Origin of the sequence: Acinetobacter pittii ATCC 19004 = CIP 70.29 (assembly GCF_000369045.1) — a bacterium.
Lineage (GTDB): Bacteria > Pseudomonadota > Gammaproteobacteria > Pseudomonadales > Moraxellaceae > Acinetobacter > Acinetobacter pittii.
This window is the reverse complement of sequence record NZ_KB849790.1, coordinates 256,500-280,966: the sequence shown is the minus strand read 5'-3', so window position 1 is coordinate 280,966 and position 24,467 is coordinate 256,500. Positions and strand designations below refer to the sequence as shown.

27 protein-coding genes are annotated in these 24,467 nt (G+C 37.9%); 21 read left to right on the top strand and 6 right to left on the bottom strand.

The features are described 5' to 3' along the window. Nucleotides 1-334: 334 nt before the first annotated feature. The 4 genes from F928_RS13915 to F928_RS13900 all read right to left on the bottom strand — a co-directional run bounded on the left by F928_RS13915 (nt 335) and on the right by F928_RS13900 (nt 3,422). Nucleotides 335-898 (bottom strand): TetR/AcrR family transcriptional regulator, encoded by a 564-nt coding sequence (locus tag F928_RS13915; protein ID WP_005076289.1) that lies wholly within the window; start codon nt 896-898, stop codon nt 335-337. Between the two features lie 353 nt (nt 899-1,251). Next, nucleotides 1,252-2,415 carry a ribosomal protein uL16 3-hydroxylase gene (locus F928_RS13910; RefSeq protein ID WP_005076287.1) on the bottom strand — a complete coding sequence of 388 codons (1,164 nt, stop codon included), beginning with the start codon at nt 2,413-2,415 and terminating at the stop codon, nt 1,252-1,254. Between the two features lie 30 nt (nt 2,416-2,445). Then, entirely contained in the window at nt 2,446-3,039 is a 594-nt protein-coding gene (maf, locus tag F928_RS13905; protein WP_005076285.1) for a Maf family protein, read from the bottom strand. Further along, a complete protein-coding gene (locus tag F928_RS13900) occupies nt 3,039-3,422 on the bottom strand; it encodes a DUF2237 family protein (RefSeq protein WP_002121396.1) in 384 nt (127 codons plus the stop codon). The genes maf and F928_RS13900 overlap by 1 nt, the downstream gene beginning before the upstream one ends. Nucleotides 3,423-3,560: 138 nt before the next feature. Between F928_RS13900 and pgk the strand changes: the two genes are divergently transcribed. The 3 genes from pgk (at nt 3,561) to fba (ending at nt 6,276) form a co-directional block, all read left to right on the top strand. Further along, nucleotides 3,561-4,748, top strand: coding sequence for a phosphoglycerate kinase (gene pgk / locus F928_RS13895; protein ID WP_005076283.1), 1,188 nt, complete (start codon nt 3,561-3,563; stop codon nt 4,746-4,748). A 123-nt stretch (nt 4,749-4,871) separates the two neighbouring features. Then, a complete protein-coding gene (locus tag F928_RS13890; RefSeq protein ID WP_005069561.1) occupies nt 4,872-5,117 on the top strand; it encodes a hypothetical protein in 246 nt (81 codons plus the stop codon). Nucleotides 5,118-5,238: 121 nt separating this feature from the next. Then, nucleotides 5,239-6,276, top strand: a complete 1,038-nt coding sequence (fba, locus tag F928_RS13885; RefSeq protein ID WP_002121428.1) for a class II fructose-bisphosphate aldolase — start codon at nt 5,239-5,241, stop codon at nt 6,274-6,276. A 117-nt stretch (nt 6,277-6,393) separates the two neighbouring features. Here the strand turns inward: fba and surA are convergent, their stop codons facing one another. After that, nucleotides 6,394-7,704: a peptidylprolyl isomerase gene (gene surA / locus F928_RS13880; protein ID WP_005076281.1), complete on the bottom strand. Its 1,311-nt coding sequence runs from the start codon at nt 7,702-7,704 to the stop codon at nt 6,394-6,396. Next, complete coding sequence (ostA, locus tag F928_RS13875; protein WP_002121446.1) at nt 7,704-10,145, bottom strand: LPS-assembly protein LptD; 2,442 nt, start codon at nt 10,143-10,145, stop codon at nt 7,704-7,706. Before ostA ends, surA begins: the two co-directional genes overlap by 1 nt. 120 nt (nt 10,146-10,265) lie before the next feature. On the opposite strand from ostA, the gene F928_RS13870 reads away from it, so the two are divergent. The 18 genes from F928_RS13870 (at nt 10,266) to gspK (ending at nt 24,442) form a co-directional block, all read left to right on the top strand. Continuing rightward, nucleotides 10,266-11,279: an aminoglycoside phosphotransferase family protein gene (locus F928_RS13870; RefSeq protein WP_002121407.1), complete on the top strand. Its 1,014-nt coding sequence runs from the start codon at nt 10,266-10,268 to the stop codon at nt 11,277-11,279. Next, complete coding sequence (gene murU, locus F928_RS13865; protein ID WP_002121402.1) at nt 11,279-11,968, top strand: N-acetylmuramate alpha-1-phosphate uridylyltransferase MurU; 690 nt, start codon at nt 11,279-11,281, stop codon at nt 11,966-11,968. Before F928_RS13870 ends, murU begins: the two co-directional genes overlap by 1 nt. An 87-nt stretch (nt 11,969-12,055) precedes the next feature. Continuing rightward, nucleotides 12,056-12,688, top strand: coding sequence for a 16S rRNA (guanine(527)-N(7))-methyltransferase RsmG (gene rsmG / locus F928_RS13860; RefSeq protein WP_002121443.1), 633 nt, complete (start codon nt 12,056-12,058; stop codon nt 12,686-12,688). Nucleotides 12,689-12,709: 21 nt separating this feature from the next. After that, nucleotides 12,710-13,492 carry a ParA family protein gene (soj, locus tag F928_RS13855; RefSeq protein ID WP_002121458.1) on the top strand — a complete coding sequence of 261 codons (783 nt, stop codon included), beginning with the start codon at nt 12,710-12,712 and terminating at the stop codon, nt 13,490-13,492. Then, nucleotides 13,489-14,376: a ParB/RepB/Spo0J family partition protein gene (spoOJ, locus tag F928_RS13850; protein ID WP_002121476.1), complete on the top strand. Its 888-nt coding sequence runs from the start codon at nt 13,489-13,491 to the stop codon at nt 14,374-14,376. The genes soj and spoOJ overlap by 4 nt, the downstream gene beginning before the upstream one ends. 50 nt (nt 14,377-14,426) lie before the next feature. Next, entirely contained in the window at nt 14,427-15,062 is a 636-nt protein-coding gene (locus F928_RS13845) for a MotA/TolQ/ExbB proton channel family protein (RefSeq protein WP_005076279.1), read from the top strand. A gap of 15 nt (nt 15,063-15,077) precedes the next feature. Next, complete coding sequence (locus tag F928_RS13840) at nt 15,078-15,506, top strand: ExbD/TolR family protein (protein ID WP_002121347.1); 429 nt, start codon at nt 15,078-15,080, stop codon at nt 15,504-15,506. Continuing rightward, nucleotides 15,503-17,230: a lipid A export permease/ATP-binding protein MsbA gene (msbA, locus tag F928_RS13835; protein WP_002121388.1), complete on the top strand. Its 1,728-nt coding sequence runs from the start codon at nt 15,503-15,505 to the stop codon at nt 17,228-17,230. Before F928_RS13840 ends, msbA begins: the two co-directional genes overlap by 4 nt. Nucleotides 17,231-17,232: 2 nt before the next feature. Then, complete coding sequence (gene lpxK, locus F928_RS13830; RefSeq protein WP_002121338.1) at nt 17,233-18,243, top strand: tetraacyldisaccharide 4'-kinase; 1,011 nt, start codon at nt 17,233-17,235, stop codon at nt 18,241-18,243. 9 nt (nt 18,244-18,252) lie between these two features. Further along, the gene (kdsB, locus tag F928_RS13825; protein ID WP_002121419.1) at nt 18,253-19,014 is read left to right on the top strand and encodes a 3-deoxy-manno-octulosonate cytidylyltransferase; all 762 of its coding nucleotides are present in this window, start codon (nt 18,253-18,255) and stop codon (nt 19,012-19,014) included. A 13-nt stretch (nt 19,015-19,027) separates the two neighbouring features. Next, on the top strand, nt 19,028-20,008 hold the full coding sequence (gene holB / locus F928_RS13820) for a DNA polymerase III subunit delta' (protein ID WP_002121362.1): 981 nt from the start codon (nt 19,028-19,030) through the stop codon (nt 20,006-20,008). 10 nt (nt 20,009-20,018) lie between these two features. Then, nucleotides 20,019-20,360: a PilZ domain-containing protein gene (pilZ, locus tag F928_RS13815; RefSeq protein ID WP_002121335.1), complete on the top strand. Its 342-nt coding sequence runs from the start codon at nt 20,019-20,021 to the stop codon at nt 20,358-20,360. A 17-nt stretch (nt 20,361-20,377) separates the two neighbouring features. Then, on the top strand, nt 20,378-21,151 hold the full coding sequence (gene ycfH, locus F928_RS13810; RefSeq protein ID WP_005069538.1) for a TatD family hydrolase: 774 nt from the start codon (nt 20,378-20,380) through the stop codon (nt 21,149-21,151). Nucleotides 21,152-21,187: 36 nt separating this feature from the next. After that, entirely contained in the window at nt 21,188-21,796 is a 609-nt protein-coding gene (locus tag F928_RS13805) for a TetR/AcrR family transcriptional regulator (protein WP_005069536.1), read from the top strand. A 6-nt stretch (nt 21,797-21,802) separates the two neighbouring features. Next, nucleotides 21,803-22,357, top strand: a complete 555-nt coding sequence (locus F928_RS13800) for a type II secretion system protein (RefSeq protein ID WP_005069534.1) — start codon at nt 21,803-21,805, stop codon at nt 22,355-22,357. Then, on the top strand, nt 22,347-22,727 hold the full coding sequence (gspI, locus tag F928_RS13795; RefSeq protein ID WP_005069533.1) for a type II secretion system minor pseudopilin GspI: 381 nt from the start codon (nt 22,347-22,349) through the stop codon (nt 22,725-22,727). Before F928_RS13800 ends, gspI begins: the two co-directional genes overlap by 11 nt. Then, nucleotides 22,727-23,482: a type II secretion system minor pseudopilin GspJ gene (gene gspJ, locus F928_RS13790; protein ID WP_005069530.1), complete on the top strand. Its 756-nt coding sequence runs from the start codon at nt 22,727-22,729 to the stop codon at nt 23,480-23,482. The genes gspI and gspJ overlap by 1 nt, the downstream gene beginning before the upstream one ends. Then, on the top strand, nt 23,483-24,442 hold the full coding sequence (gene gspK, locus F928_RS13785) for a type II secretion system minor pseudopilin GspK (RefSeq protein WP_005076277.1): 960 nt from the start codon (nt 23,483-23,485) through the stop codon (nt 24,440-24,442). Nucleotides 24,443-24,467 lie beyond the last annotated feature (25 nt).

Sequence of the window (24,467 nt, the reverse complement as noted above, 5' to 3'; positions counted from 1 at the left end):
ATTAAAAACAACTATTTGTATTTCTTTTGTGTCTAAAATGTTGCTTTGTGTTATAAGTGTAATTGTTAAGTATAAGTGAAACGAAGTCAACCTAAAATAATTCCAATTTGCATCCAATAAATAGTTAAATCTAATTTATCTTGAGACAAATCATAAAAAAGGATTGAGTTTTTATTTTTTAAATATATAATCTGTTTTGTACAGACAGGTCTGTATATTTTGGTTCAGTAAGGTCGAAAAAAACGTCTAATTGTGAACCAAAATGACTTTCAGACGCAGCGTGATACATAAGAAGAATCATTAAATATAAGAAGAAGAATATCACGCTTTATTTTTATGCTGCTCTTTCGAAATCGATTAATTTTTCTACTCGAGTCCAGTAATCATTAATTTTTATTGAACCATGCTCGACTTGAGCCTGTATGGTCATACCTTCCAAAATATTAACGAGTAGTAAAGATAGGGGAACTGGCTCTTTTACATCATACTGGTTAAGAAGATTTTGCATGAGTTGGGTCAACCAAGCTTTATACAAAGTGGCAGGTTGATGTGTTGAAGGATATTGTTTTAAAACCTCTTCCAAGGCTTTTTGAAACATACAGCCATTAAAATCTTCGCTATTAAACCAGTCGGAATACCATAAAAATACTGCTTTAATTCTCGCAAGAGGCTCTAACTCATCATGTTTTGATAAGGCAGAAGTAAGAGAGTTTTGTAGAAGCGTATTTCGAAGAAGTAGACACTCTTCAATTAATTTTTCTTTTGATGGAAAATGCTTATAGAAAGTCATTTTTGCAACGCCAGATTCATTAATGATGCGATCTACACCTATAGAATTATAGCTATACGAGTTAAAAAGTCTTAATGCGGTATTAATAATGTCATCTTTTTTCGACATATTTTAGCCTCTCACAAATGAATTGCTATTAGCTTGAACGGTGATCTTTATCAATGAGAATCTAGATAATTTAATTTTACAAGGTATTGTTTGTTATTGATAGAAAAAAGATATTATTTTTTTAAACGCTGAAGTTTTACTTTTAAGGGAATGGTAAAGAGTTTTAGGCTATATATTTAAATAATTATACTTCCTTTTCCAAAATCTTTTAACTCCAATATTTTTGCGATAAGTCGATTTTAAAATTAAAAAAAGAAAATTAGTAAACAAAAAACAAATTTATTTTTGAGTTTGTCGGCCAATTTAAAAGTGGACTTCCCGTTGCTTTGAAAAGTCCACTTTTATTAAGTTTCTTACTCTGAAGGTGGCAAAAGCATCAAAATAGATTCATTGAGTAAGTAAGCAACATTTTCAAGGATTTCAAGCTCATTAAATTCGCTATCGAAAGCTAAGCTTTCTCCATCAGCAATAGCTTTTAATTTTGGTGCGAAAGTTTCAGCTATACATAGCGCTTCGCCATTTCCCCAGAAGTTTAGAATTCCGTTATTTTCTGTATAAAGTAGGCGAGAGGCAGGTTCTAATAGAACTTCATAACCTTCATGTAAGATCTCTTGAAGATCATCGGCTTCGATCTCATCAGGTTCTGGAATATTATCTGGATATTTAGGTTCGCTCATATAAGACATGATTGCTGCATCAAGTGCTGCAGAGTCTTGCAACTGAGCTAAAACTAATTCTTTTAGATAACTTAGTTCAGTTGAGCTAATTTCACCAATTTGACTCATTTGTGTGCGTGCGATATCTACAACAGGATTTTGAAGTAAAGTATTGGCTGAAAATTGATCACTAATACGTTCCATCATTCCTGCAACGTTTGGCATGCGAAAGCCAAATGAGAAAGTTAAGCAGTCATCTTCAGCAACCCCATAATGTGCCATTCCAGGAGGAACATAGAGTAAATCACCTGGTACTAAAACCTCATCAAATTGCACATCTATTTCTGGCAAAAGTTTTAATGGTTGATTGGGTACAAATGCAGTATTTACATCGCACCTTTGACCTAGCTGCCAGCGACGATGACCATGACCCTGAACTAAAAACACATCATAGAAATCGAAATGTTTCCCAACTGAACCACCCTTAGGCGCATAAGACACCATAATGTCATCGCGGCGCCATTGAGGAATAAAAGAAAATTTTTTCCAAAGTTCAGAAAGATCAAAAGAGTAGTGATCTACTGCCTGTACTAAAATTGACCATAATTTTGGTAGCTTTTGAAAATCACCTTTGGTTAAAGGTGAAGACTTTACGTGCCATTCATTTGGATTTTTATCTTTTTGGCGAATCAGTCTGGCACTTGCATGTTCTTCCAAGGCAAGTTCTTGCACATCCTGAGGTTGTAAAAGACCTATAATTTCTGGTAATCCGTTACGCACCAGTAAAGGTTTTTTCTGCCAATACTCTGCTAAAAATTGCTCGGCAGTAATACCGCCTAAAACTGTTAAAGGTTCTGTCATGGAAATAACCTATTTATAAAATATCTAGAATTAAGGAATTTGTAGATCAAGTTGCCTTAAAATATGGCAAAGTTGAATCATAGGAAGACCCATAAGTGTGGTCTGATCTAGGCCTATCATTTTTTCAAACAAGCTAATTCCTAAACTTTCACACTTAAAGCTACCTGCGCAATGTAGTGGTTGATCTAATAAAACGTATCGTTCAATTTCAGCTTGATTCAGGTTTCGAAATTTAACTTGATAATGTTCAACGAGCGTTTGTTCAAAGTTTCTATCGAGCCATTGCACGCTAAGCGCTGTACTAAAAAAAACAGTTCGACCAGAATTTTCGGCTAGTTGTGCTTTAGCATTTTCACTAGTCATCGGTTTGCCAATAAAGTCATGCGGAGCATGTTCTCGCCAAGCAACTTGATCTGAACCAATAACGATGGCTGATGGGTTCTGTTCAGCAATCACCTGAGCTTTTGTGAAAGCGAGCCTTTTTGCAAGTTCATCGGCATGGGTTTCATCGCGAGGACTTTCATCAATATCGGGACTAATACAAATATAATTAATTCCAAGACGGTCCATTAAGTCTTTGCGAGTTTGACTACTCGATGCCAAAATAATTTGTGGCTGAACCATTACACTGCAAATTCCATTAATACATCTAAAGGTACATAGCTTAATACAGCTTGATGACATGCATGTATTTTAATAGGAGGTGCTTCACCAGCTTGATAAGCCTCTACCCAGCGAGTTACGCAGATACACCAGAAATCACCCGGTTTTAAGCCAGGGAAGCCTACTTCTGGTAAAGGAGTAATAAGATCATTACCAATTTTCTGAGAAAAATTTAAGAAATCAGAGGTCATTTGTGCACATACGGTGTGTTGACCAAGGTCTGTTACTGCAGTGTGGCAGAAACCATTTCTAAAATAGCCTGTAATAGGGTCAAAGCAACAACTTGCTAAAGGTTCCCCTAAAACATTTAAGCGATTGATTTGTGGATCTGGATGAATAGACATAATGGGTGAAATATCAAATAACTACCTCTATCATAATCAAAACTGGGGCTTTCTACAGCTTTTATGCAAAAAAACTAACCTTTTTTGATGTAATCATTTAAAATTGGCGCGTTTTTAAAATCATAAAGAGAGCTTTACATGAATTTTCAGCGTATGACTGACCTTAACTTAACAGGCAAACGTGTCCTTATTCGTGAAGATTTAAACGTTCCTGTCAAAAATGGTGTGATTACTAGCGATGCTCGCTTACGTGCAGCATTACCAACTATTAAAGCTGCTTTAGATAAAGGCGCAGCAGTGATGGTATGTTCACATCTAGGTCGTCCTGTTGAAGGTGAACCAAAGCCAGAACAATCACTTGCACCAGTCGCTGCTTATTTAACAGAAGTATTGGGCCAAGAAGTTAAATTATTAACAGATTATCTAGAGGGCGTTGAAGTTGAAGCTGGTCAAGTTGTATTACTTGAAAATGTACGCTTTAACCATGGCGAAAAGAAAAATAATCCAGAGCTCGCTCAAAAATATGCTGCACTATGTGACGTATTTGTTATGGATGCATTTGGTACTGCTCATCGTGCAGAAGCATCTACTGAAGGTGTAGCTCGTTTTGCTCCAGTTGCTGCTGCTGGTCCTTTGTTGGCTGCTGAGTTAGATGCACTAGGCCGTGCAATGCAAACTCCTGAAAAACCAATGGTTGCAATTGTTGCTGGTTCTAAAGTTTCAACTAAACTCGATGTTTTAAACTCACTTTCTAGTATCTGTGATCAACTGATCGTTGGGGGCGGTATTGCAAATACATTCTTAGCAGCTGCTGGTTTTAACGTTGGTAAATCATTATATGAAGCTGACTTGGTTGAAACTGCTAAACAAATTGCTGCTAAAGTAAGTGTTCCACTTCCTACAGATGTTGTAGTTACTGATGCATCGCAAATTAATTTTGAAGATTTCTTAGGTTCTTTAGGAGCAGCTCAAGCTGTTGTGAAGAAAGTAGAAGATGTGACTGCAAATGATATGATTTTAGACGTTGGTCCAGAAACTGCTAAAGCATTCGCTAATATTTTAACAACATCAAAAACGATCCTTTGGAATGGTCCAGTAGGCGTATTTGAGGTAGATCAATTTGGTGAAGGTACGAAAGCGCTTTCTCTTGCGGTTGCTCAATCGGAAGGATTCTCGATAGCAGGTGGTGGAGATACATTAGCTGCGATTGATAAATATAACGTAGCTGACCAAATTGGTTATATTTCTACAGGTGGTGGTGCATTCCTTGAGTTTGTTGAAGGAAAAACATTGCCAGCAGTTGCTGTTTTGCTGGAACGTGCTTAATACAGTTATATAGAAATAAGAAGGGATTGGGTAACCAATCCCTTTTTCATTGATAAGTCATTAAACTGTCATATATTTGCAATAAAATGTCGAGTATTAAATCACCAACTGTGGAAAATAGTGATGAATTTAAAGCTTACATTTGCTGCTATATTAATTGTACCGATGATGTTGACTGCTTGTGCTAAGAAAGATGAAGCATCTCAAGCGGGCCAAGAATCAGCTGCATCTACTGCTGTTTCTGAAAAAGTAACGCCTGAGCAACAAGCAGCAATTGATGCGATTGATAAGCCAGTTCTAGATGAAAAGAATACAGATGTGGTTGAAGGTAGTGCGCCAAGTGAGGCTGCTGCTTCAGAAACACATTAATTTGTTGTTTTTTGTTAAAAAATCCCTGCAAATGCAGGGATTTTTTTTGAAATACTGTGATTTGTTGCTGAATTGAAATAAATGACAGGGTAGAATAAGCCGCACTACCTGGGAGGATATTATGGCACTCATTTCAATGCGCCAGCTCTTGGATCACGCTGCTGAACATAACTACGGCGTACCAGCATTTAACGTAAATAACTTAGAACAAATGCGTGCAATTATGCTTGCCGCGGATGCAACCAATTCACCTGTAATTGTTCAAGCATCAGCTGGAGCTCGCAAATATGCAGGCGCTCCATTCTTACGCCATCTTATTTTGGCTGCAATTGAAGAATGGCCACATATTCCAGTGGTAATGCATCAAGACCATGGAACAAGCCCTGATATCTGTCAGCGTTCAATTCAGCTTGGCTTTAGCTCAGTGATGATGGACGGTTCATTAGGTACAGATGGTAAAACACCTACTTCTTACGAATACAACGTTGATGTAACTCGTAATGTTGTTGCTTTAGCACATGCATGTGGTGTTTCTGTCGAAGGTGAGATTGGCTGTTTAGGTAGCCTTGAAACTGGTATGGCTGGCGAAGAAGACGGTGTTGGCGCTGAAGGTGTACTTGACCACTCACAACTTCTTACTTCTGTTGAAGAAGCGACTCAGTTTGTTGCCGATACTAATGTAGATGCATTGGCGATTGCTGTAGGTACTTCACATGGTGCTTACAAGTTCACTCGTCCACCTACAGGTGATATCTTGGCAATTGACCGCATTAAAGAAATTCATGCGGCATTACCAAATACTCATCTTGTTATGCATGGTTCAAGTTCTGTGCCGCAAGAGTGGTTGAAAGTAATCAATGAGTTTGGCGGTGATATTAAAGAGACTTATGGTGTACCTGTTGAGCAGCTTGTAGAAGCAATTAAACATGGTGTGCGTAAGATCAATATCGATACAGACTTACGTTTAGCATCTACTGGTGCAATTCGTCAGTTTATGGCTGAAAACCCAGCTGAATTCGATCCACGTAAATACTTTGCTAAAACTGTAGATTCAATGAAGCAAATTTGTATTGATCGTTATGAAGCGTTTGGTACAGCTGGAAATGCTGACAAGATTCGCCCGATTTCTCTAGAGAAAATGGTTGATCGTTATAAATAATTCCCGTTAGGGTTTAATTTATAGAAACCGGTTATTTATATAACCGGTTTTTAATTATGTAAATTTCATACATAAAAAACCTGTGACAAACACAGGTTTTGATGAAAAGAAAAAGACTTACTTTTGTAAGTTCTTTTTGTCTAGACTTGGATCTTTGATTTCTACATATGCATTTGCACGTACTTCACGTAACCAGCTATCAATCTCAGTGTTGAATTGGCGTTCACCTAAAATTTGACGTGCCATACGCTCTTGATATTCATGCGTCATATCTTTTTCACGTTTATCTGTTACTTGTAAGATATGCCAGCCGAATTGAGTTTGGAAAGGTTCGCTAATTTCACCTACAGGAATTTCCTGCATTTTTTTATCAAATTCAGGAACCATCATTCCAGGTGTTACCCAACCCAAACTTCCACCATCACGTGCTGAGCCTGTGTCATTTGAATAGGTTGCTGCAAGTGTTGCAAAATCCTGACCAGCTTTTAAGCGTTTATAGATGTTATCAATAATTTGCTTAGCATTCTCAAGAGTAACTACTTCAGATGGTTGAATGAGAATGTGGCGGGTTTGAAATTGAGGTACTAAAGCTTTTTGCTCATTTTGTTTACGTTCAAGAAGCTTTAAAACATGTACACCATCACGTACTGAAACTAAGTCAGTCGTTTGACCATCTTGTAATGGTGTAATACGAGCCGCAAGTTCAGCAGGAATATCAGACAGTGGGCGGAAACCCATATCAGCACCTTCAACTTTTACATTTGCAGTTGAAAGTTTTTTCAAAGCATTTATATCATTACTTTGCGCAAGCTTTGAACGCACTTCTTGAGCTACAGATTGAACTTCTTGTGCATTGTCACCAGAAATGCGCATATGAATTACATGTGCTTGATTACCTAACGCAGCTTGTCCCTGAGGTGATTTTAAGAAGTTTTCTACATCTTGATCACTAATTTTAATACGAGACATCACTTGTTGTTGGCGCAAACGGCTAATCGCTAAATCTTCAGCGATTCGATTGCGTAAACTTTCATAAGTTCCTGGTGCCATAGCATCCAACTTTTGCTGGAAAGCTTCTAAACTTTTACTTCCAGATTGACTTGCTACTTTTAAGACTGCTTCATTTAAGCTCTTTTCATCAGGTTTGATGCCATATTTTTTAACTTGTTCAAGTTGTGCCTCACGCAAGATGAGTTGATCTAATACTTGAAACTGTAAGTATTGCTGAGGTGGCACTTCTTTCTTTTGAGCTTGCAGTTCATGTGCTGCTTCAGCCATACCTTGTTGAAGATCGCTTTTTAAAATTACGCTATTGTCCACAATTGCCACAACTTCATCAGCGGGTTGGGCAAAACTATGCATTGATGAAGAGATTAGGGCAGCAAGTGTAGTTGCTTTAAAAAACTGTTTAAGATGCTTTGTCTTCATTAACGTTGTGTCCAAGATTGATTAATTTTGTTAAAACCTAAAACGCGATTTTCAAGTAAAGACGCGAGTTTATTGTTTAAACCACCTAAACCTTTTAGTGTAATTTCGGCCATGATCGCGCGCTTTTCACTAACATCTGGAGATTTTGGATCATCTAGATCGTTATAATACGAGCGGCCGTAGACAGAAATACCCCAGCAACATGACTCATAGTTAACTCCTAGTAAGAGTTCGCGGGCAACATCATTGTCCATGTCATATTGTACGTGGCCCATAATACGCCAATTGTCTTTAATTGGTTGTATAAACGATGCAACAACTTGGTCATAAGTATCTTGACGACCAGGAATATCTTTACGATAGAAATAGCCTAGGTTATATAGATTTCCTTTATCACCAGTATAGTAAAGTTGGAAGTCACGTTGAGCATTGTCACCATTCGACATCCAAGCTGAGTTAGCAGCAATGGTAAAGTTTTGGTTAAGCTGGCTTGATAGACTCACCACAGGACCTGTGTTGCGTTCAGTATCAATTTCATCTTGTTGTCGTTGTAAGGTGACACGACGGTCTTCGAAATAGTAACTTTGACCTACACTTGCCCGTAAACGTTCTAAACCTACTGTGTCAAAGAGGCTATAACTTACACCCAAGGATAAAAAGTTATTGTCTTCTAGGCGGTCATGACCATAAAAACGGTAAGGGTTAAATAATTGATCATAACTTACTGACGCAGTAGTTGAGTCAAAGTTAGGGTAACCATCTTGATTTTTGTATGGCGCATATGCATAGAAAGCACGTGGTGTAAGTGTTTGTAAGTACTTACCATCACGTTCAAAGTTCAGTCCAGTGTCTAACGTGAATTGAGGTACAACGACTGATTTGTTTTCGGAACCACCATCTAGATTTTGAGATGCGATACTGTCCTTATCATAAAACGTTTGAATAGAACGTACAGAGACTTCAGGAATCACAAAAGCTGCCGGTGTACGGTAGTTATAACGCGTTGCGAACTGGTTATAAATACGTGTACCACTACTTTCTTGAGCAGAATCATCATTAATTGATTTCTTAAAGTAAGCAGTGTCGTTATTAAATTCGTATTGTAGTCCTAGTGGATTACCAGTGACGTAATTTAATAAGAATTGTGGCAAACGCGCGTATGGTTTATCTGCATCTGCAACTTCAGGATCAAGTGTCTGGAAATCTTCGACCTTAAGCTGTGCTTTTAAACCCGGAATACCATGTTGATAATTAAGTTCCCAAGCTCTACGTAAGTTAAGATCTGTTTTAGAGTTAGGACTGCTATCTAAGTCAGAGAAATAATCTTTATCTGATGCATAGTTATATTCGAGGTTAGTAGACCACTGGTCGTTGATATCCCAATTATGTAAAAAATGGAAATCTTTACGATCTTTGTCATCATAACTTTTGTCAGATGGCAAGATGCCACCCCACATTTCACCAGCACCAAAGCCATCAGTTAAATATCTAAATTCACCTTTTAGCATTGCACCGCGGTCTGCTAAATATCGCGGAGTAAGTGTCAAATCATAGTTAGGTGCAAGGTTTAAATAAACCGGAACAGAAAGCTCAACACCACCATCATTTGAGAAACCAAATTGTGGGTTGAGGATACCTGTAGTACGGCGGTCATCAATCGGGAAGTTAAAATAGGGAACAGCTAGAACAGGAACGTCCTTAACATATAATTTTGTTCCACGAGTTACGCCGCGTCCAGTTTCCTGATTTAACTCAATTTTATTGGCTTGAATTTTCCAACCGGGTTTTTGGCCTGGTGGGCAAGTCGTATAGGTTGCATCATTAAGAACCATAACGTTTGGTGAGGTTCTTTCGATTTTTCCTGCATGACCATGGGCATGTTGCTGTTCAGAAATATAAAAACTATTGTCTAAATTCCCGGTTTGGGTTTTTAGGTTATAATTAATTTCATCACTCTGTGAAAGTAACCCGCCTTGAGCTAACTGTACTCGACCTTGTGCATGCGCAAAGGTTTGGGTCTTATCAATCGTTACTTTGTCAGCACGAACTGTACGTCCTTCCTGATCAATAACGACATCACCTTCTAAAACAGAATCACCCGCTGGATTGTAATGTCCGTAGTTAGCCGTAACGACAGAAGTCGCTTTGTCGGCGTCTAAAGCTTTGGTCTCAGGGTTAATCGGTGTAACCCATGTGCCTTGGCAAAATGCCGAGCTTAAATATTTATTGTCACGAAGCTGTGCTTCAGGTGCAGATTTATCAACATAATATTGCTGAAAGAATTCTTGACCTGGGTAAGCTTCCTTGATGCTCGCTTTAAGTTGATTATTGTCTATATTGGAGACAACATCAGTTGACTCAGCATAACTTGATTGTATGGAGCCACATAAGAGCGTAAAAATAGCTGTCGCTAAAGGATTAAATTTAAACTGATGCTTCATTGTCTCATTAACCAAGTATGCTAATTCACAATTAATTATTGTCGCATCATAGAGAAAAAGTTTATAAGTGGCTACACTTAACCCTTCAAAAATCTCAGCTTGTTTTAGATTTTATTGCAAATGAATACACAACGTGAACAATTGATATATACATGGCTTACATCTGTTCTTGAAAATGATCAATTTAAGATCGCTTTTTTAGCAGGTGATGCAAGCTTCCGCCGTTATGCGCGTATCGAGTTACAAAATAAAACGTATATGCTCATGGATGCCCCTCCAGAAAAAGAAGACTGTGTTCCGTTTGTGACCATTGACGAGTTTTTTGCGAGCCATGGCGTACGTGTGCCTCAGATCGTCGCGAAAGATCTGGCTCAAGGTTTTCTATTGTTAGAAGACTTTGGTGATGTGCTTTTGTCGACATTATTAACTAATGAAACTGTTGATAAATACTACGAACAAAGTTTTAAACAACTTATTCAATTGCAATCTATTGACGGGACTAATCAGTTCCCAGCTTATTCTTACGAAAAATTAATGTCGGAAATGCAGCTACTCACAGACTGGATGTTGCCGTCGCTTTCTATTCAGCCGACTGCTGAACAGAAAAAAACGATTGATAATGCATTTGACTTCTTGGCTCACGCTGCATTAGCCCAACCGCAAGTTATTGTACATCGAGATTTTCATAGTCGAAATTTGATGAAAATTACCGATGAGCAAGAATTAGGGGTAATCGACTTCCAAGATGCTGTTATTGGCGCTGATACATATGATCTAATTTCGATTACTCGTGATGCATATGTTCAATGGAACGCTGATCGTGTTTATCAATGGTTTAAAGTGTTTTATGACCTGTTGCCAGCGTCGACTAAACGGAACCGTAGCTTTGATCAATTTAAACGTGATGCAGATTTAATGGCGATTCAACGCCATATTAAAATTCTAGGTATTTTTGTTCGCTTGTTTGAACGTGATGGGAAGTCGAGTTATTTGAAGGATTTACCACGTGTCATGTGGTATTTGCTCGAAGAAAGTCGTGGTTACGCTGAACTTGAAGAGTTTATGGCATTTATAAATAATATCGTGATGCCTAAATTTATCGAGAAATATGGTAGCTATGAGGTAGCAGCATAATGAAAGCAATGATTCTTGCTGCTGGCTTGGGCAATCGTATGCGTCCACTTACGCTATATACACCAAAGCCTTTGCTCGAGGTGGGCGGTAAGCCCCTGATTGTGTGGCATATTGAAAAACTTAAGAAAATTGGTGTGACTGAAATAGTCATCAATTCTGCATGGTTGGCCGACAAGCTCATCAGTAGTTTAGGTGATGGCTCTCAATTTGGTGTGGATATCCGTTGGACACGAGAGGATGAAGGGCTAGAAACAGCTGGTGGAATTATTAATGCTTTGCCACTGCTTGGAACAGATCCCTTTATTCTGGTGAATGGGGATGTATGGACCACAATGGATTTTGAAGGTCTGCGCCATATTAAGCTAAATGATGATTTGGCACATCTTGTGTTGGTTGATAATCCTAAACAGCATCCTGAAGGCGACTTTACATTATTGGATGGGCGCGCTTTTACATTTGATCAAGATGTGACGGGCGAAAACCTCACTTTTAGTGGTCTATCTGTTATTCATCCTAAACTTTTTGACGGATTGGAAGCGGGTAAGCGTCCTTTAGCTCCACTATTGAAGCAAGCGATGCATAATCAGAAAATATCTGGTGAAAAGCTTAAAGGTGCATGGGTAGATGTGGGAACGCCTGAGCGTTTAATGGAGCTAGATTTGCAAATTCGTGAAGGCTTCTACGATTAAGTGTGTAATCCCTAATCGTTAACTAGTGTTCCACGATGCATAAATGGGTATACTTTGTTTTAAATTTTACTTAGATGTTATCTGTTTATGCATCCGTTTTTTCAAGAGTTACAACAGGGTAGTCAAAAATTAGGTTTATCGCTTAGCGATGAAGCTTTGACATTATTGTTGAAGTATCAAGATGCTTTGGTACTTTGGAACAAAGCTTATAATCTAACAGCGATTCGTGATCCGAAAGAAATGTTAGTGAAGCATTTGTTAGATAGCCTAAGTATTTTGAAAGATTTGCCAACAGGCCGTTTGCTTGATGTAGGTACAGGTGGTGGTATGCCGGGCATGATCATTGCTTTATGTCAGCCGGAACGCTCATGTGTATTACTTGATTCAAATGGTAAGAAAATTCGTTTTTTGAAACAGTTTATTGCTGACCTTAAGTTAAAAAACGTAGTAGCCGTGCAAACACGTGTTGAAAATCAAGATACAATTGATGAGCTTGGTCAGTTTGATGTGATTACAAGTCGCGCTTTTGCTTCTTTAACGGATTTTGTGGATGCAGCTCAGCCATACTTGCATCAAAGCAGTATAATTGCAGCAATGAAAGGAGTTGTGCCAGTTGAGGAAATTGAGCAACTTAAGCAGGACTTTTCATGTAAAGTGATTGAGCTGCGCGTACCAAGACTTGATGAACAACGTCATTTACTTTTACTTCAACGTATTTAAATAAAAAGTATTAGGGTTACCATGGCTCAAATTATTGCGATTGCAAACCAAAAGGGTGGTGTTGGTAAAACAACGACTGCAGTAAATCTTGCAGCGTCTCTAGCTGTATTAAAGAAACGTGTATTACTTGTAGATATGGATTCACAAGGTAATGCTACGATGGGGTCTGGTATTCAAAAGAACGATCTTTTGTATTCCATTACGGATGTTCTACTTGGTGAAGTACCAATTGAAACGGCCATTCAAAAAGCAGAAGTTGGATATAAAGTTTTAGGGTCTAATCGTGAACTTTCCGGTGTTGAGCTTGCTATTGCAGAACAAGAGGGCCGTGAATTCATTCTAAAAAATGCTTTGAATGAAATCCGAAACTCATTTGATTTTATCATTGTGGATTGTGCGCCAAGCTTGAGTTTGATTACTGTCAATGCTTTGGCAGCTGTAGATAGTGTAATCATTCCAATGCAATGCGAATATTATGCGCTAGAAGGTTTAGCTGATTTAACCCAGACTATAGATCGTATTCAAAAGGCATTAAATCCTGATTTAGAGATTATTGGTGTATTACGTACAATGTACGATGCACGAAATGCTTTAACACGTGATGTATCTGCTGAGTTAGAACAGTATTTCGGAAAAAAACTTTATGATACTGTCGTTCCGCGTAATGTTCGCTTAGCAGAAGCGCCGGCGCATGGTTTGCCTGTTATATATTTTGAGAAAAGTTCTAAAGGTGCAGTTGCATACTTAAATCTTGCAGCTGAGATGTTGAAGAAAAGTAAAGTAAAGAAAGGAAGTAAAGTATGAGCATCAAAAAACGCGGATTGGCTAAAGGACGTGGTTTAGATGCATTACTTGGTTCAATTCAAAAAGAAAAATTACAGCTGGAAGCACAGGCACTTGACCACGGACAGTTGAAACAAATTGATGTAAATTTATTGAAACGTGGTGAATATCAACCACGTCGCTTTATTCATGAGCATGATTTGCAAGAGTTAGCATCTTCTATTGAAAAACATGGAGTGATGCAACCTATTGTAATTCGTCCAGTTGATGATGAATCACATCCATACGAAATCATTGCTGGTGAACGACGCTGGCGTGCAGCGCAACTTGCGGGTTTAACTGAAATTCCTGCAATTGTTCGTGATTTAAATGATCAGGTTGCCATTGCATTAGCACTTATTGAGAATATTCAGCGTCAAGATTTAAATCCGATTGATCAGGCTATAGCCTTGCAGCGTTTTCATGATGAATTCGGTTTGAGCCATCAAGAAATTGCTGACACAGTAGGGAAAGCACGTACTACCGTAAGTAATTTACTTCGTTTGTTGAGTTTGGCGGATGAAATTAAAGATTTCATGCAGCAAGGCCAGCTTGATATGGGGCATGCTCGAGCTATCTTGACGTTAAAGGGTAAAGATCAATTAGACGTTGCTAAAATCGTAATTGAAAAAGGACTATCTGTTCGTCAAACAGAGCAATTGGTGCGTGATAGAAGTGAGCCTAAGCAGGAGAAGGAAAAAGCACCTGTAGCACCTGATATTGAACAATTGACACAAAAATTATCAGAGCGTTTTGGCGCTAATGTGAAAATTGATCATAATCAAAAAGGTAAGGGTAAGCTTGTTATTCATTACCATACTTTAGATGAGTTAGATGGCATTTTAAATATTTGTTTGCCTAATTAATTTGTATTTGGGTCATATATTTCTAATTTTATATTCTTGGGGAAGAAGATATGTGGGAACTTGTGAGAGCGGGTGGCTGGTTGATGCTGCCTTTAATTCTGTGCTCAATTTTAACTGTTGCGATCAGCATTGAACGTTTTGTTCGGTTAAGACGTTCACAAGTTCTACTCAAAGCATTAATTGATGATAGTTCGTTAAGAACTGAAGATATTGTGGAAAATTTGGAACAAAATGTAGAAGTGCAAAACAGTGCATTGGCTCACATTTTAAAAGCAGGTTTTGATCATCGTGAGCATGGTGAGCAATTTGCACGTGCGCAGATGGAAGTTGCAGCTTCTCAAGAAATTTCTTATTTAGAAAAAAATATTAATTTTTTGGGCACTTTAAGTGCTGTAGCGCCGTTACTGGGATTGCTTGGCACTGTGGTGGGAATTATTGAATCATTTCTTGTGATTGATTTTGGATCGGCTGGTAGTCCAAGTTTAATGATTCCGGGTATTTCTAAAGCGCTTATTACTACAGCTGTGGGAATGTTAATTGCGATTCCTGCTTTAGTTGCTTATCGCTATTTTCAAAGATTAGTACAAGATTATATTACTGACCTAGAACAGCAATCGACTTTATTTCATGCCTCATTGTTCTATAAACGTTCCTCGTCTATAGCAGAACATCGTCGTGTTGGGTGATGGGTGAATAGCCAGATGAAATTTAAACGTTCTAAGGTTGAAGACATTCATATCAATTTAACGCCTATGATTGACTGTTTGTTGTTCATTTTAGTTTTTTTATTACTATCGACTACTTTTAATCAGCCAAGTCGCCTCAATTTAACTTTACCAGATGCACAAGGTGTTCCACCAAAACAGTACGATCACAAAATTGAAGTCGTGGTAGACTCTTCTGGTCATTATGCTGTAAATGGTCAGGCACTTTCGTCTAAAGAGGTTGCTGATCTGAGTACTGCGATTAAGCAAGTTGCTCAAGAGCGCCGTGATTTTATGTTCATCATTGCTGCGGATGCCAAAGCGTCTCATCAGGATGTAATTCGCGTTATGGATGTAGCAGGACAACTCGGTTTTGTTAACATCAATATTAGTACCAAAGTTCCTTCTAGAGGTTTTTCTGAGTGAATCAAGATTTTAAGGTTTATTTGCGTCTCATAGCCTATTTAAAACCTTATTGGGGCGTGGCCTTATTAGTTCTTATCGGGTTCGGTATTAACTCAGCAACAGAAGTCTCCGTTGCTAAATTGATTAAATTTATTATTGATGCAATCCAAAGTGGCAGTAGAAGTGATTTGGATTGGTTCCCATTATTAATCATTTTATTGGTTTTTTTCCGTGGTTTAGGCCTTTTTATGGGAGGTTACTATACTGCGGTGATTTCACGTAGTTTGGTTTTTAGTATTCGCCAAGAAGTTTATGCCAAACTTTTAAGACTACCGGCACAATATTACCTAGATAATTCATCTGGCCATATTACTGCCAAGATTATGTATAACGTTGAGCAGCTAACAGCAGCTTCTTCGGAGTCATTAAGAGTCATCGTTAGGGATGGGATGATTACACTGGGATTATTAGGCTATCTGTTTTATACCAATTGGCGTCTTACTTTATGTGTTTTTGTATTTTTACCTGTAATTGGTGTATTGGTACGTAAAGCTTCAAAACGTATGCGAAAACTCTCATTACAGGTTCAAGATACAATGGGTGATGTGAACCACGTTGTTCAAGAGAGTATCAATGGTAATGCTGTAGTAAAAACTTTTGCTGGTGAAGAGTCTGAACAAGAACGGTTCTATAAGTCATCAGAAGAAAACTTAAAACGTGGTTTAAAAATGGTAATTGTACAAAACCTGAATAGCCCTGTGGTTCAGGTAGTAATGGCTTGTGCGATGGCCCTTATTGTATGGTTAGCTTTACGACCACAGATTTTAGGTAATACTAGTGCTGGTGAGTTCGTGGCTTACCTTACAGCTGCTGGTCTATTAGCAAAACCAGTTAAAAACTTGACTGATGTTAATGAAAAGTTACAACGCGGTTTAGCAGCAGCTCATTCTGTTTTTGAACTATTAGATTTGCCTGAAGAGCAAAATAACGGTCAGTTGAAACCTAAACTAAATGGTGCAATTCGTTTTGATCATGTGGCATTAAATTATGCTGATGGCGTACAGGCTATTAAAGATTTCTCTTTAGATATTCTTCCTGGGCAAACTGTAGCATTAGTTGGACGTTCAGGTGCTGGTAAAAGCTCATTAGTTAATATGTTGGTACGTTTCCAAGAGGTATCAAGTGGGCAAATTTATTTAGATGGTTTGCCAATTAATGATATTGATCTTTCTTGTTTGCGTACCCAAATCGCAATGGTAAATCAGCAAGTTGTATTATTTAATCGTACTGTTCGTGAAAACATTGCGTATGGTCAGTTGCAAGGTGCGTCAGATGAGGAAATTCATGCCGCTGCAAAAGCTGCATATGCACATGACTTCATTATGAATTTACCAAATGGTTATGATACTGTTTTAGGGGCACAGGGCCTAAACTTATCTGGTGGTCAGCGTCAGCGAATTGCTATTGCTCGAGCAATTTTAAAGAATGCTCCAATATTAATTTTAGATGAAGCTACAAGTGCTCTTGATAATGAATCTGAACATTTTATTCAGCAAGCATTTGATGAAGCGATGCAAGACCGCACTACGATTGTCATTGCTCACCGTTTATCAACAATTGAAAATGCTGACCGTATTGTAGTGATGGATCAAGGACAAATTGTTGAACAAGGTACTCATCAAGAACTCCTCGCAAAACATGGTGCTTATTATCAATTACATCAGCGTAATTTCGAGGATAACTAAGCATGTCATTAGTCCAGCTGATCCAGAATGCATGGAATAAACAATCGAGTTGGTTGATTGCTTTACGTCCATTGTCTTGCTTGTATCGGGCTGGGTTTTTACTAAATCGTAATCTTTATAATTCAGGTTTTAAGCAAATTTATAAAGCGCCCGTACCTGTGATGGTTATAGGTAATATCACAGTAGGTGGAAGCGGAAAAACTCCCTTGCTAATACAACTGGTGAATTATCTACAGCAGCATAATGTAAAAGTAGGGGTAATTAGTCGGGGATATGGGGGTAATGGTCCTTTTCCACTGCTGGTTACCTCGGGCGGCCAAGTAGCTCAAGCTGGGGATGAGCCAGCATTAATTGTTCAGGCTACAAGTGTACCAATGGCAGTAGGTCCTAATAGGCAGGCCGCAATAGAGTTATTGCTTGAGTCATCAGAAATAGATTTGATTATTAGTGATGATGGGTTGCAGCATTGGGCATTAGATCGACAGATCGAGTGGATTGTACTGGATCAAAATCGTGGTTTAGGGAATAAAAAACTATTACCTGAAGGTTATCTGCGAGAGCCTGTTGAACGTTTAGAAACTGGAACAGTGATTGAGCATACTCATAAACCTGCTACAGAATTAAACATGTATCTCGAGACAGGACAGCCATATTTACTTAACCCTTTATCTAATTCTAAACCAAGCTTTAATCTTGAGAATAATTATCATGCTGTAGTGGGTATTGGCTTTCCTCAACGGTTTTATCAAACCCTTAAAGATCTAGGGTTGAAGCAATTCGAAGAGCATGCCTTTCAAGATCATCATGATTACACAATCAATGATTTAATTTTTAATGATGAGCTGCCACTTATTACAACTGAAAAAGATGCAGTTAAACTATTACCGTTACTTGAAAAACATCCTGAATTTAAACAATCTATTTGGGTAGTTCCTGTTACAGCTGTGCTGTCTACACAGTGTTATCAGGTTTTAAAAATGCAATTGCAAGAACTTGATATTCAATTATCTTAGGAAGAAAAAATGAAACACATCGTCATTCCAGCACGCTTCTCAAGTTCGCGTTTGCCAGGTAAACCATTGTTGCTTATTCATAACCGTCCTATGATTTTACGTGTAGTGGATCAGGCAAAAAAAGTCGAAGGTTTTGATGATTTGTGCGTGGCAACAGATGACGAACGTATTGCTGAGATCTGCCGTGCAGATGGAATTGATGTAGTTCTTACCAGTGCAGATCATCCTTCGGGTACAGACCGTTTAAGTGAGGTGGCTCGCATTAAGGGTTGGGATGCAGACGATATTATTGTAAATGTTCAAGGTGATGAACCTTTATTGCCAGCTCAACTTGTTCGGCAAGTTGCAGAACTTTTGGTTGATAAACCAAATTGTTCAATGTCTACGTTGTGTGAGCCGATTCATACCTTAGATGAGTTCCAGCGTGACAGTATTGTAAAAGTAGTCATGTCTAAACAAAATGAAGCTTTATATTTTAGCCGGGCTACCATTCCTTATGATCGAGATGGGGCTAAGCATGATGAACCGACTTTACATTCACAAGCATTTCGTCATTTAGGTTTATATGCTTATCGAGTGAACTTATTACAAGAATACGTAACATGGGATATGGGGAAGCTTGAAAAGTTGGAGAGCCTTGAACAATTACGTGTTTTGGAAAATGGTCATCGAATTGCAATTGCTGTAGCCGAAGCCAATTTACCACCAGGTGTGGACACTCAAGCTGATCTTGATCGCTTAAATAGTATGCCTGTTGAATCTTTTGAATAAGCGTTAATTTTTAATGAATCCGAATGTAACTTCAAAGGTTTATCCTTGGCAGCAAACAACATGGGACACCTTGACAACAAGATTTCCCAATATTGGACATGGTCTCTTATTTTACGGCAAGCAAGGTTGTGGAAAACATGCTTTTGCTAAGCAGTTTTTGGCATGGGTACTTTGTTTAAATAAGCAGCCGCAGGGCCCTTGTGGTGAATGTAGTAGTTGCCAATGGTTAAAATCAGACACTCATCCCAATTATGTTCATATCACAACGGATGAAGAAAATAAAAAACAGAATGCAAAAATTAAAATAGAAAAGATCCGTGACTTACTACCTTTCGTACAACAAACGGGAGAAGGTTGGCGCGTTATTGTGATTGAGCCTGCAGAAGCACTTAATTTGGCATCTTCAAATGCTTTGCTAAAGACTTTAGAAGAACCAGGCGAGCGTGTTGTTTTAATTTTATTAGCTGATCACTATCTTAAACTACCGGCCACTATTCGTAGCCGATTGCAACATTTCGCTTTAGATCGTATTTCATATGAGCAAGCTACTTCTTATTTGAATGAGCATTTATCTGAACTTGCGGAAGTGCAGCCCGATTTACTGCTTGGCTTATCTAATGATATGCCTTTACAAGCAATAGAAATTGCTCAAAGTGACTGGTTTGCGAAAAGGCAAGTTTTCTTAAATGATTGGCTTAAAATTGTTGCTCAAAAAAATATGCCTTTATTTTTCTCAGGCAAATGGCAAAAAGAATTAAATTTTAATGATTTTATAATGCTTTTTGAATACTTATTGGGTGATTTAATTTGTGTCAAGCTAACCCAACCACAGAAAAATACTGATTTAGATTTTGATCAGTTAAGCCCATATTATGATTTAGAAAGCTTATTTAATATTTATAGTGAATTACAGCAAGCAAAAAAGCTTGTTGAACAAAATGTACAAAGCCAACTTATTATTGATCAATTATTTATAACGTTAATGAATATTTAAGGGGAAAACTATGCAGCCGCAAATGGGGGGAATTATTCAGGTAAATATTCCTGATAAAGCTACTTTGCAAGCAAGCTATATGGGATATGTGCAAGGTGGGGGCCTATTCGTACCATCAAAACAAAAGGTAAAGATGGGACAAGAAATTTTCATTTTAGCGACTTTGCCTGAGCAGTCTCAAAAAATTCCTCTAACAGGCAAAGTAATCTGGATCTCCCATAAACAAAGTGGATTTAAACCCCAAGGTTTTGCTATTCAGTTAAGCGGAGATAAGGGAATTTACTATAAAACTGAGGCAGAACGAGTTTTGGCTGGTAGTATGTCTCTAGACCGTCCAAGTTATACGATGTAATTAAATAGGAAAGAAAAGTGTTTGTTGATACGCATTGCCATTTAACGATGTTAGATTTAACGCCTTATAACGGTGATCTGGACCTTGCGCTTGCAGCGGCGCGAGCAGAAGGAGTGTCTAAGTTTATGGCAATTTCCGTTGATCTCGATGACCATATTGCATTGGCTGAAATTGCAAATAAACATGCAGATGTTGGTTATACGGTAGGTGTACACCCTTGTGAGGATGTGGGCACAATGGCACGTGCAACAACTGAGTATTTGGTTGAATTGGCTCAATCAGAAAAAGTATGGGCTTTAGGTGAAACTGGACTGGACTATTATCACAGTACTGATTTTATTGAAGAGCAAAAAGCATGTTTTGCAAGACATATCCAAGCTTCAAAAATTGTAAAAAAACCAGTTGTCGTTCATACCCGATCAGCAAAGCATGATACGGTAGATATTATCCGTGCTGAACACTCAACACATGGGATTCTGCATTGTTTTACTGAAGATTGGGAAACTGCTAAAGCTGTGCTTGATTGTGGTTATTACATTTCTTTTTCCGGTATTGTGTCATTTAAGAATGCACAGGATTTGCGCGATGTAGCTAAACAGGTTCCACTAGATCGCCTTTTAATTGAAACAGATAGCCCGTATTTAGCACCTGTCCCATATCGTGGTAAAACAAATGAACCAAAATATGTGCCTTATGTAGCCAAAGCGCTCAGTGATGTATATGATAAATCGGTTGAGGAAATTGCAATGATAACCTCACAAAATTTTGAGAACTTGCTAAAAGCGATTTAGGTTATAGAAACTATATAAGAGAGTAATTGCGTGAAGATGGATCGTCAGGCTCAGTTCCGAGCAAGAGAAGTATTAATATTTCAGGTTGCGGAACAATTATTGCTAGAAAATGGCGAAGCCGGAATGACACTCGATGTCTTGGCTGCTGAGCTTGATTTAGCAAAAGGAACTTTGTACAAACACTTTCAAAGTAAAGATGAGTTGTACATGCTGTTGATTATTCGTAATGAGCGTATGTTACTTGAAATGGTTCAAGATACTGAAAAAGCCTTTCCAGAGCATTTGGCTTTTTTCATGTTGCATCATTTACATCATCCTGAGCGAACAGTTTTATTCCATCAAATTGAGGAAAAACTCTCAATCACTGCTCAAGGCGTACATCATCTTTTTCACGAACTTTATCAAGTGCGTAAACAGAGATTGCGAATTATCATTCGTATGACAGACCACTACCTAGAATCTATTCAAAGCAGTATGCCTACACGAGATTATCTTGCTTCTATTTGGTCATTAACTCATGGTGCGGCAGCTATTCTCAATTCAAGTTTTTATCAACGATATTTAGGTTCAAGAGACACTTTAAGAGTGGCTTATATTGATCAGGCTTTAGCCTTGCCTAAACAAGCTGTTGAGCAATATGCTTAGGTCGATATGAAATCTCAATCACCACTTAAATCTCAAAAAGGTTTTACTCTCATAGAAGTGATGGTGGTGATTGTTATTATGACCATTATGACCTCTCTAGTTGTACTCAACATAGGTGGGGTTGACCAAAAGAAAGCGATGCAAGCAAGAGAGTTATTTTTGCTTGATATGCATAAGATTGGTAAAGAGTCGCTTGATCAGTCTCGTGTTTTAGCTTTATCTACTCTCAGTGAAACAGATGTTTCACCATTTTCTTATGAATTGTATGAGTATCATGACCAGAGTAAATTACAGGTCCAAGATTTAAAAAATCGCTGGCAAAAATATTCAGAATTTACTACGCGGCAACTGCCTAAACATGTATCGTTTACAATACAACCTTTAGATAAGCAAAACTATTCAAAAGCTACGAATACCGATTTAATTGGAGGGCAGGCTCCTCAGTTAATCTGGTTCGGTAACGGTGAAGCTAAAACTGTGAAAATACAGTTTTACTTTGAACAAAAACCAATTGGTTCAGAAATACAAATTGATCATTTGGGTAAAATAAATGAAATCTAAAGGCTTTACTCTATTAGAAGTAATGGTTGCTTTAGCAATTTTTGCAGTGGCGGCTGTCGCGTTAACTAAAGTAGCAATGCAATATACTCAATCTACCTCAAATGCAATTCTTAGAACAAAAGCACAGTTTGTCGCAATGAATGAAGTTGCTTTAATGGAAATAAATCAGGAATGGCTCGAAGGTACACAAAGCAAGCAAGTGACTTCTCAAGGTGAGACTTGGCAGATTGATAAATCTGCGCAATCTACAATTAGTCCAAATGTTCAAAAAGTAGATGTACAAGTTAGTTTATATGATTCTGATAAGGGGAAAGTTCAAAATGGTATTACTCACTTGGTATTTTTTAATTACCCAATGAAAGCAAAATAATGATAAAGAATAAATATTTTTGCTCTCCAGGCCCAGCTTCACGTCTTGCGGCACGATCAGAGCAGATGATGAGGGGTTACTCCGAGCAAGGCTCTTCGTCTTGCACTCAGACAAAGCTTCGCTTTGTTAATCCTCGCTCAGGATTTACTTTAGTTGAGCTTTTAGTTGCGATTGCAATTTTTGCTATTTTATCTTTGTTGGGTTGGAAGGTTTTTGATTATTTACTAAAAGTCCGTGATCGTAATACTCAACATGAAGTGCAGCTATTTGAATTACAAGATGCTTATCAACAAGTTTTGCGTGATACATTGCAAATTATACCTTTATCAGCCAATCAAGGCGGGCAATTACGTCCAGCTTTAGAGATTGATAATCAAGTTCTCCGCTTTAGTAAGGCGGGTGTTACTGATCCATTAAAGCAAGGATTATCACCTTTTGAGCGTATCGAGTATCGATATGATCCTGATCAAAAAAAGCTTTATCGCCTTAAATATAGTAACTTAAATACTTCAAATAGAGAGCAACCCTTATCAAGTACGCTGTTGAGCCAAGTTGAACAATTTCAAATTATGGTTTTGACACCTCAAGAAGTAACAAAGTGGCCTGAAGTTAATATTGACCCTACAAAACCTGATGAATTTAGGAAGTTGCCAAAAGGAATAAAAATGCAACTCACGGTTGCAGGTGTAAGTTATGAGTGGATTTATAGCTTAAACCAAGGTGATTTATCGCTCTCCAAACAGGGAGGTCAATAAATGTTACTCTATAAAAAAAATCAGCAAGGTGTAGCGTTACTCACAATTTTGATAATGGTTGCTTTGGCTACAATTTTAGCTGCCTCTATCGCAAAGCATCAAACTAATACGATGGAAAATACGGGTTATTTGATGCGTCAAAATCAGTCATTACTCTATGCAAAAAGTGCAGAAGCTTTTTTTTCTGAATTATTAATTCAAGATGCAAATAATGCTGGTGGCATCGATCATTTAAAGGAAAGCTGGGCTCAGCCAATGCCACCTTTCCCAATAGAAGATGGAGCCGTATCGGGGCGCTTACTAGATGAGTCAGGAAAATTTAATCTAAACAATTTAACGACCAATGAAGGCAAGGTAAACGAAGCTGCTAAAAATTGGTTTGAGCGATTGCTTGTGCGTGTAGGATTGCCAGCAGAGTTAAGTCAAGCAGTTATTGATTGGCAAGATCCAGATGATGAACCAAGCGGCCCTATGGGGGCAGAAAGTAACTATTATGAAGGACTTGACTCTGGCTATTTGGCTTCAAATGCTAAATTTCATCGTATAGAAGAGTTGAAATTGGTAAGAGGTTTTGAAGGCAAGAAATATGATTTAATCGCACCATACATTTCTGCATTACCTGAAAATACAAAAGTGAATGTTAATACCGCATCGCCATTAGTATTAGCGAGTATTGATCAAAAAATAGATTTAGGGACTATAGAAAAAGAACTTCAATTACGTCAACAGAATTTAAAGTTCTTTCAAAATATTGATGAATTATGGCAATTGAATGCTTTTTCAACAGTTGATCCACAAAAGAAAACTGAAGTTAATAGCCTTTTAGATGTGAAGTCGAACTTTTTTCAAGCACAAATTGAGGTTGTGTTGAATAATAGAAAAAGACAGTTTACAAGTGCCTTAATGCGCAGTGATAAGCAAGTTTATGTATATTCTAGAAATATAGTGCCTTTTAACTAATTGAAAAGTTATGATTTATTTACTT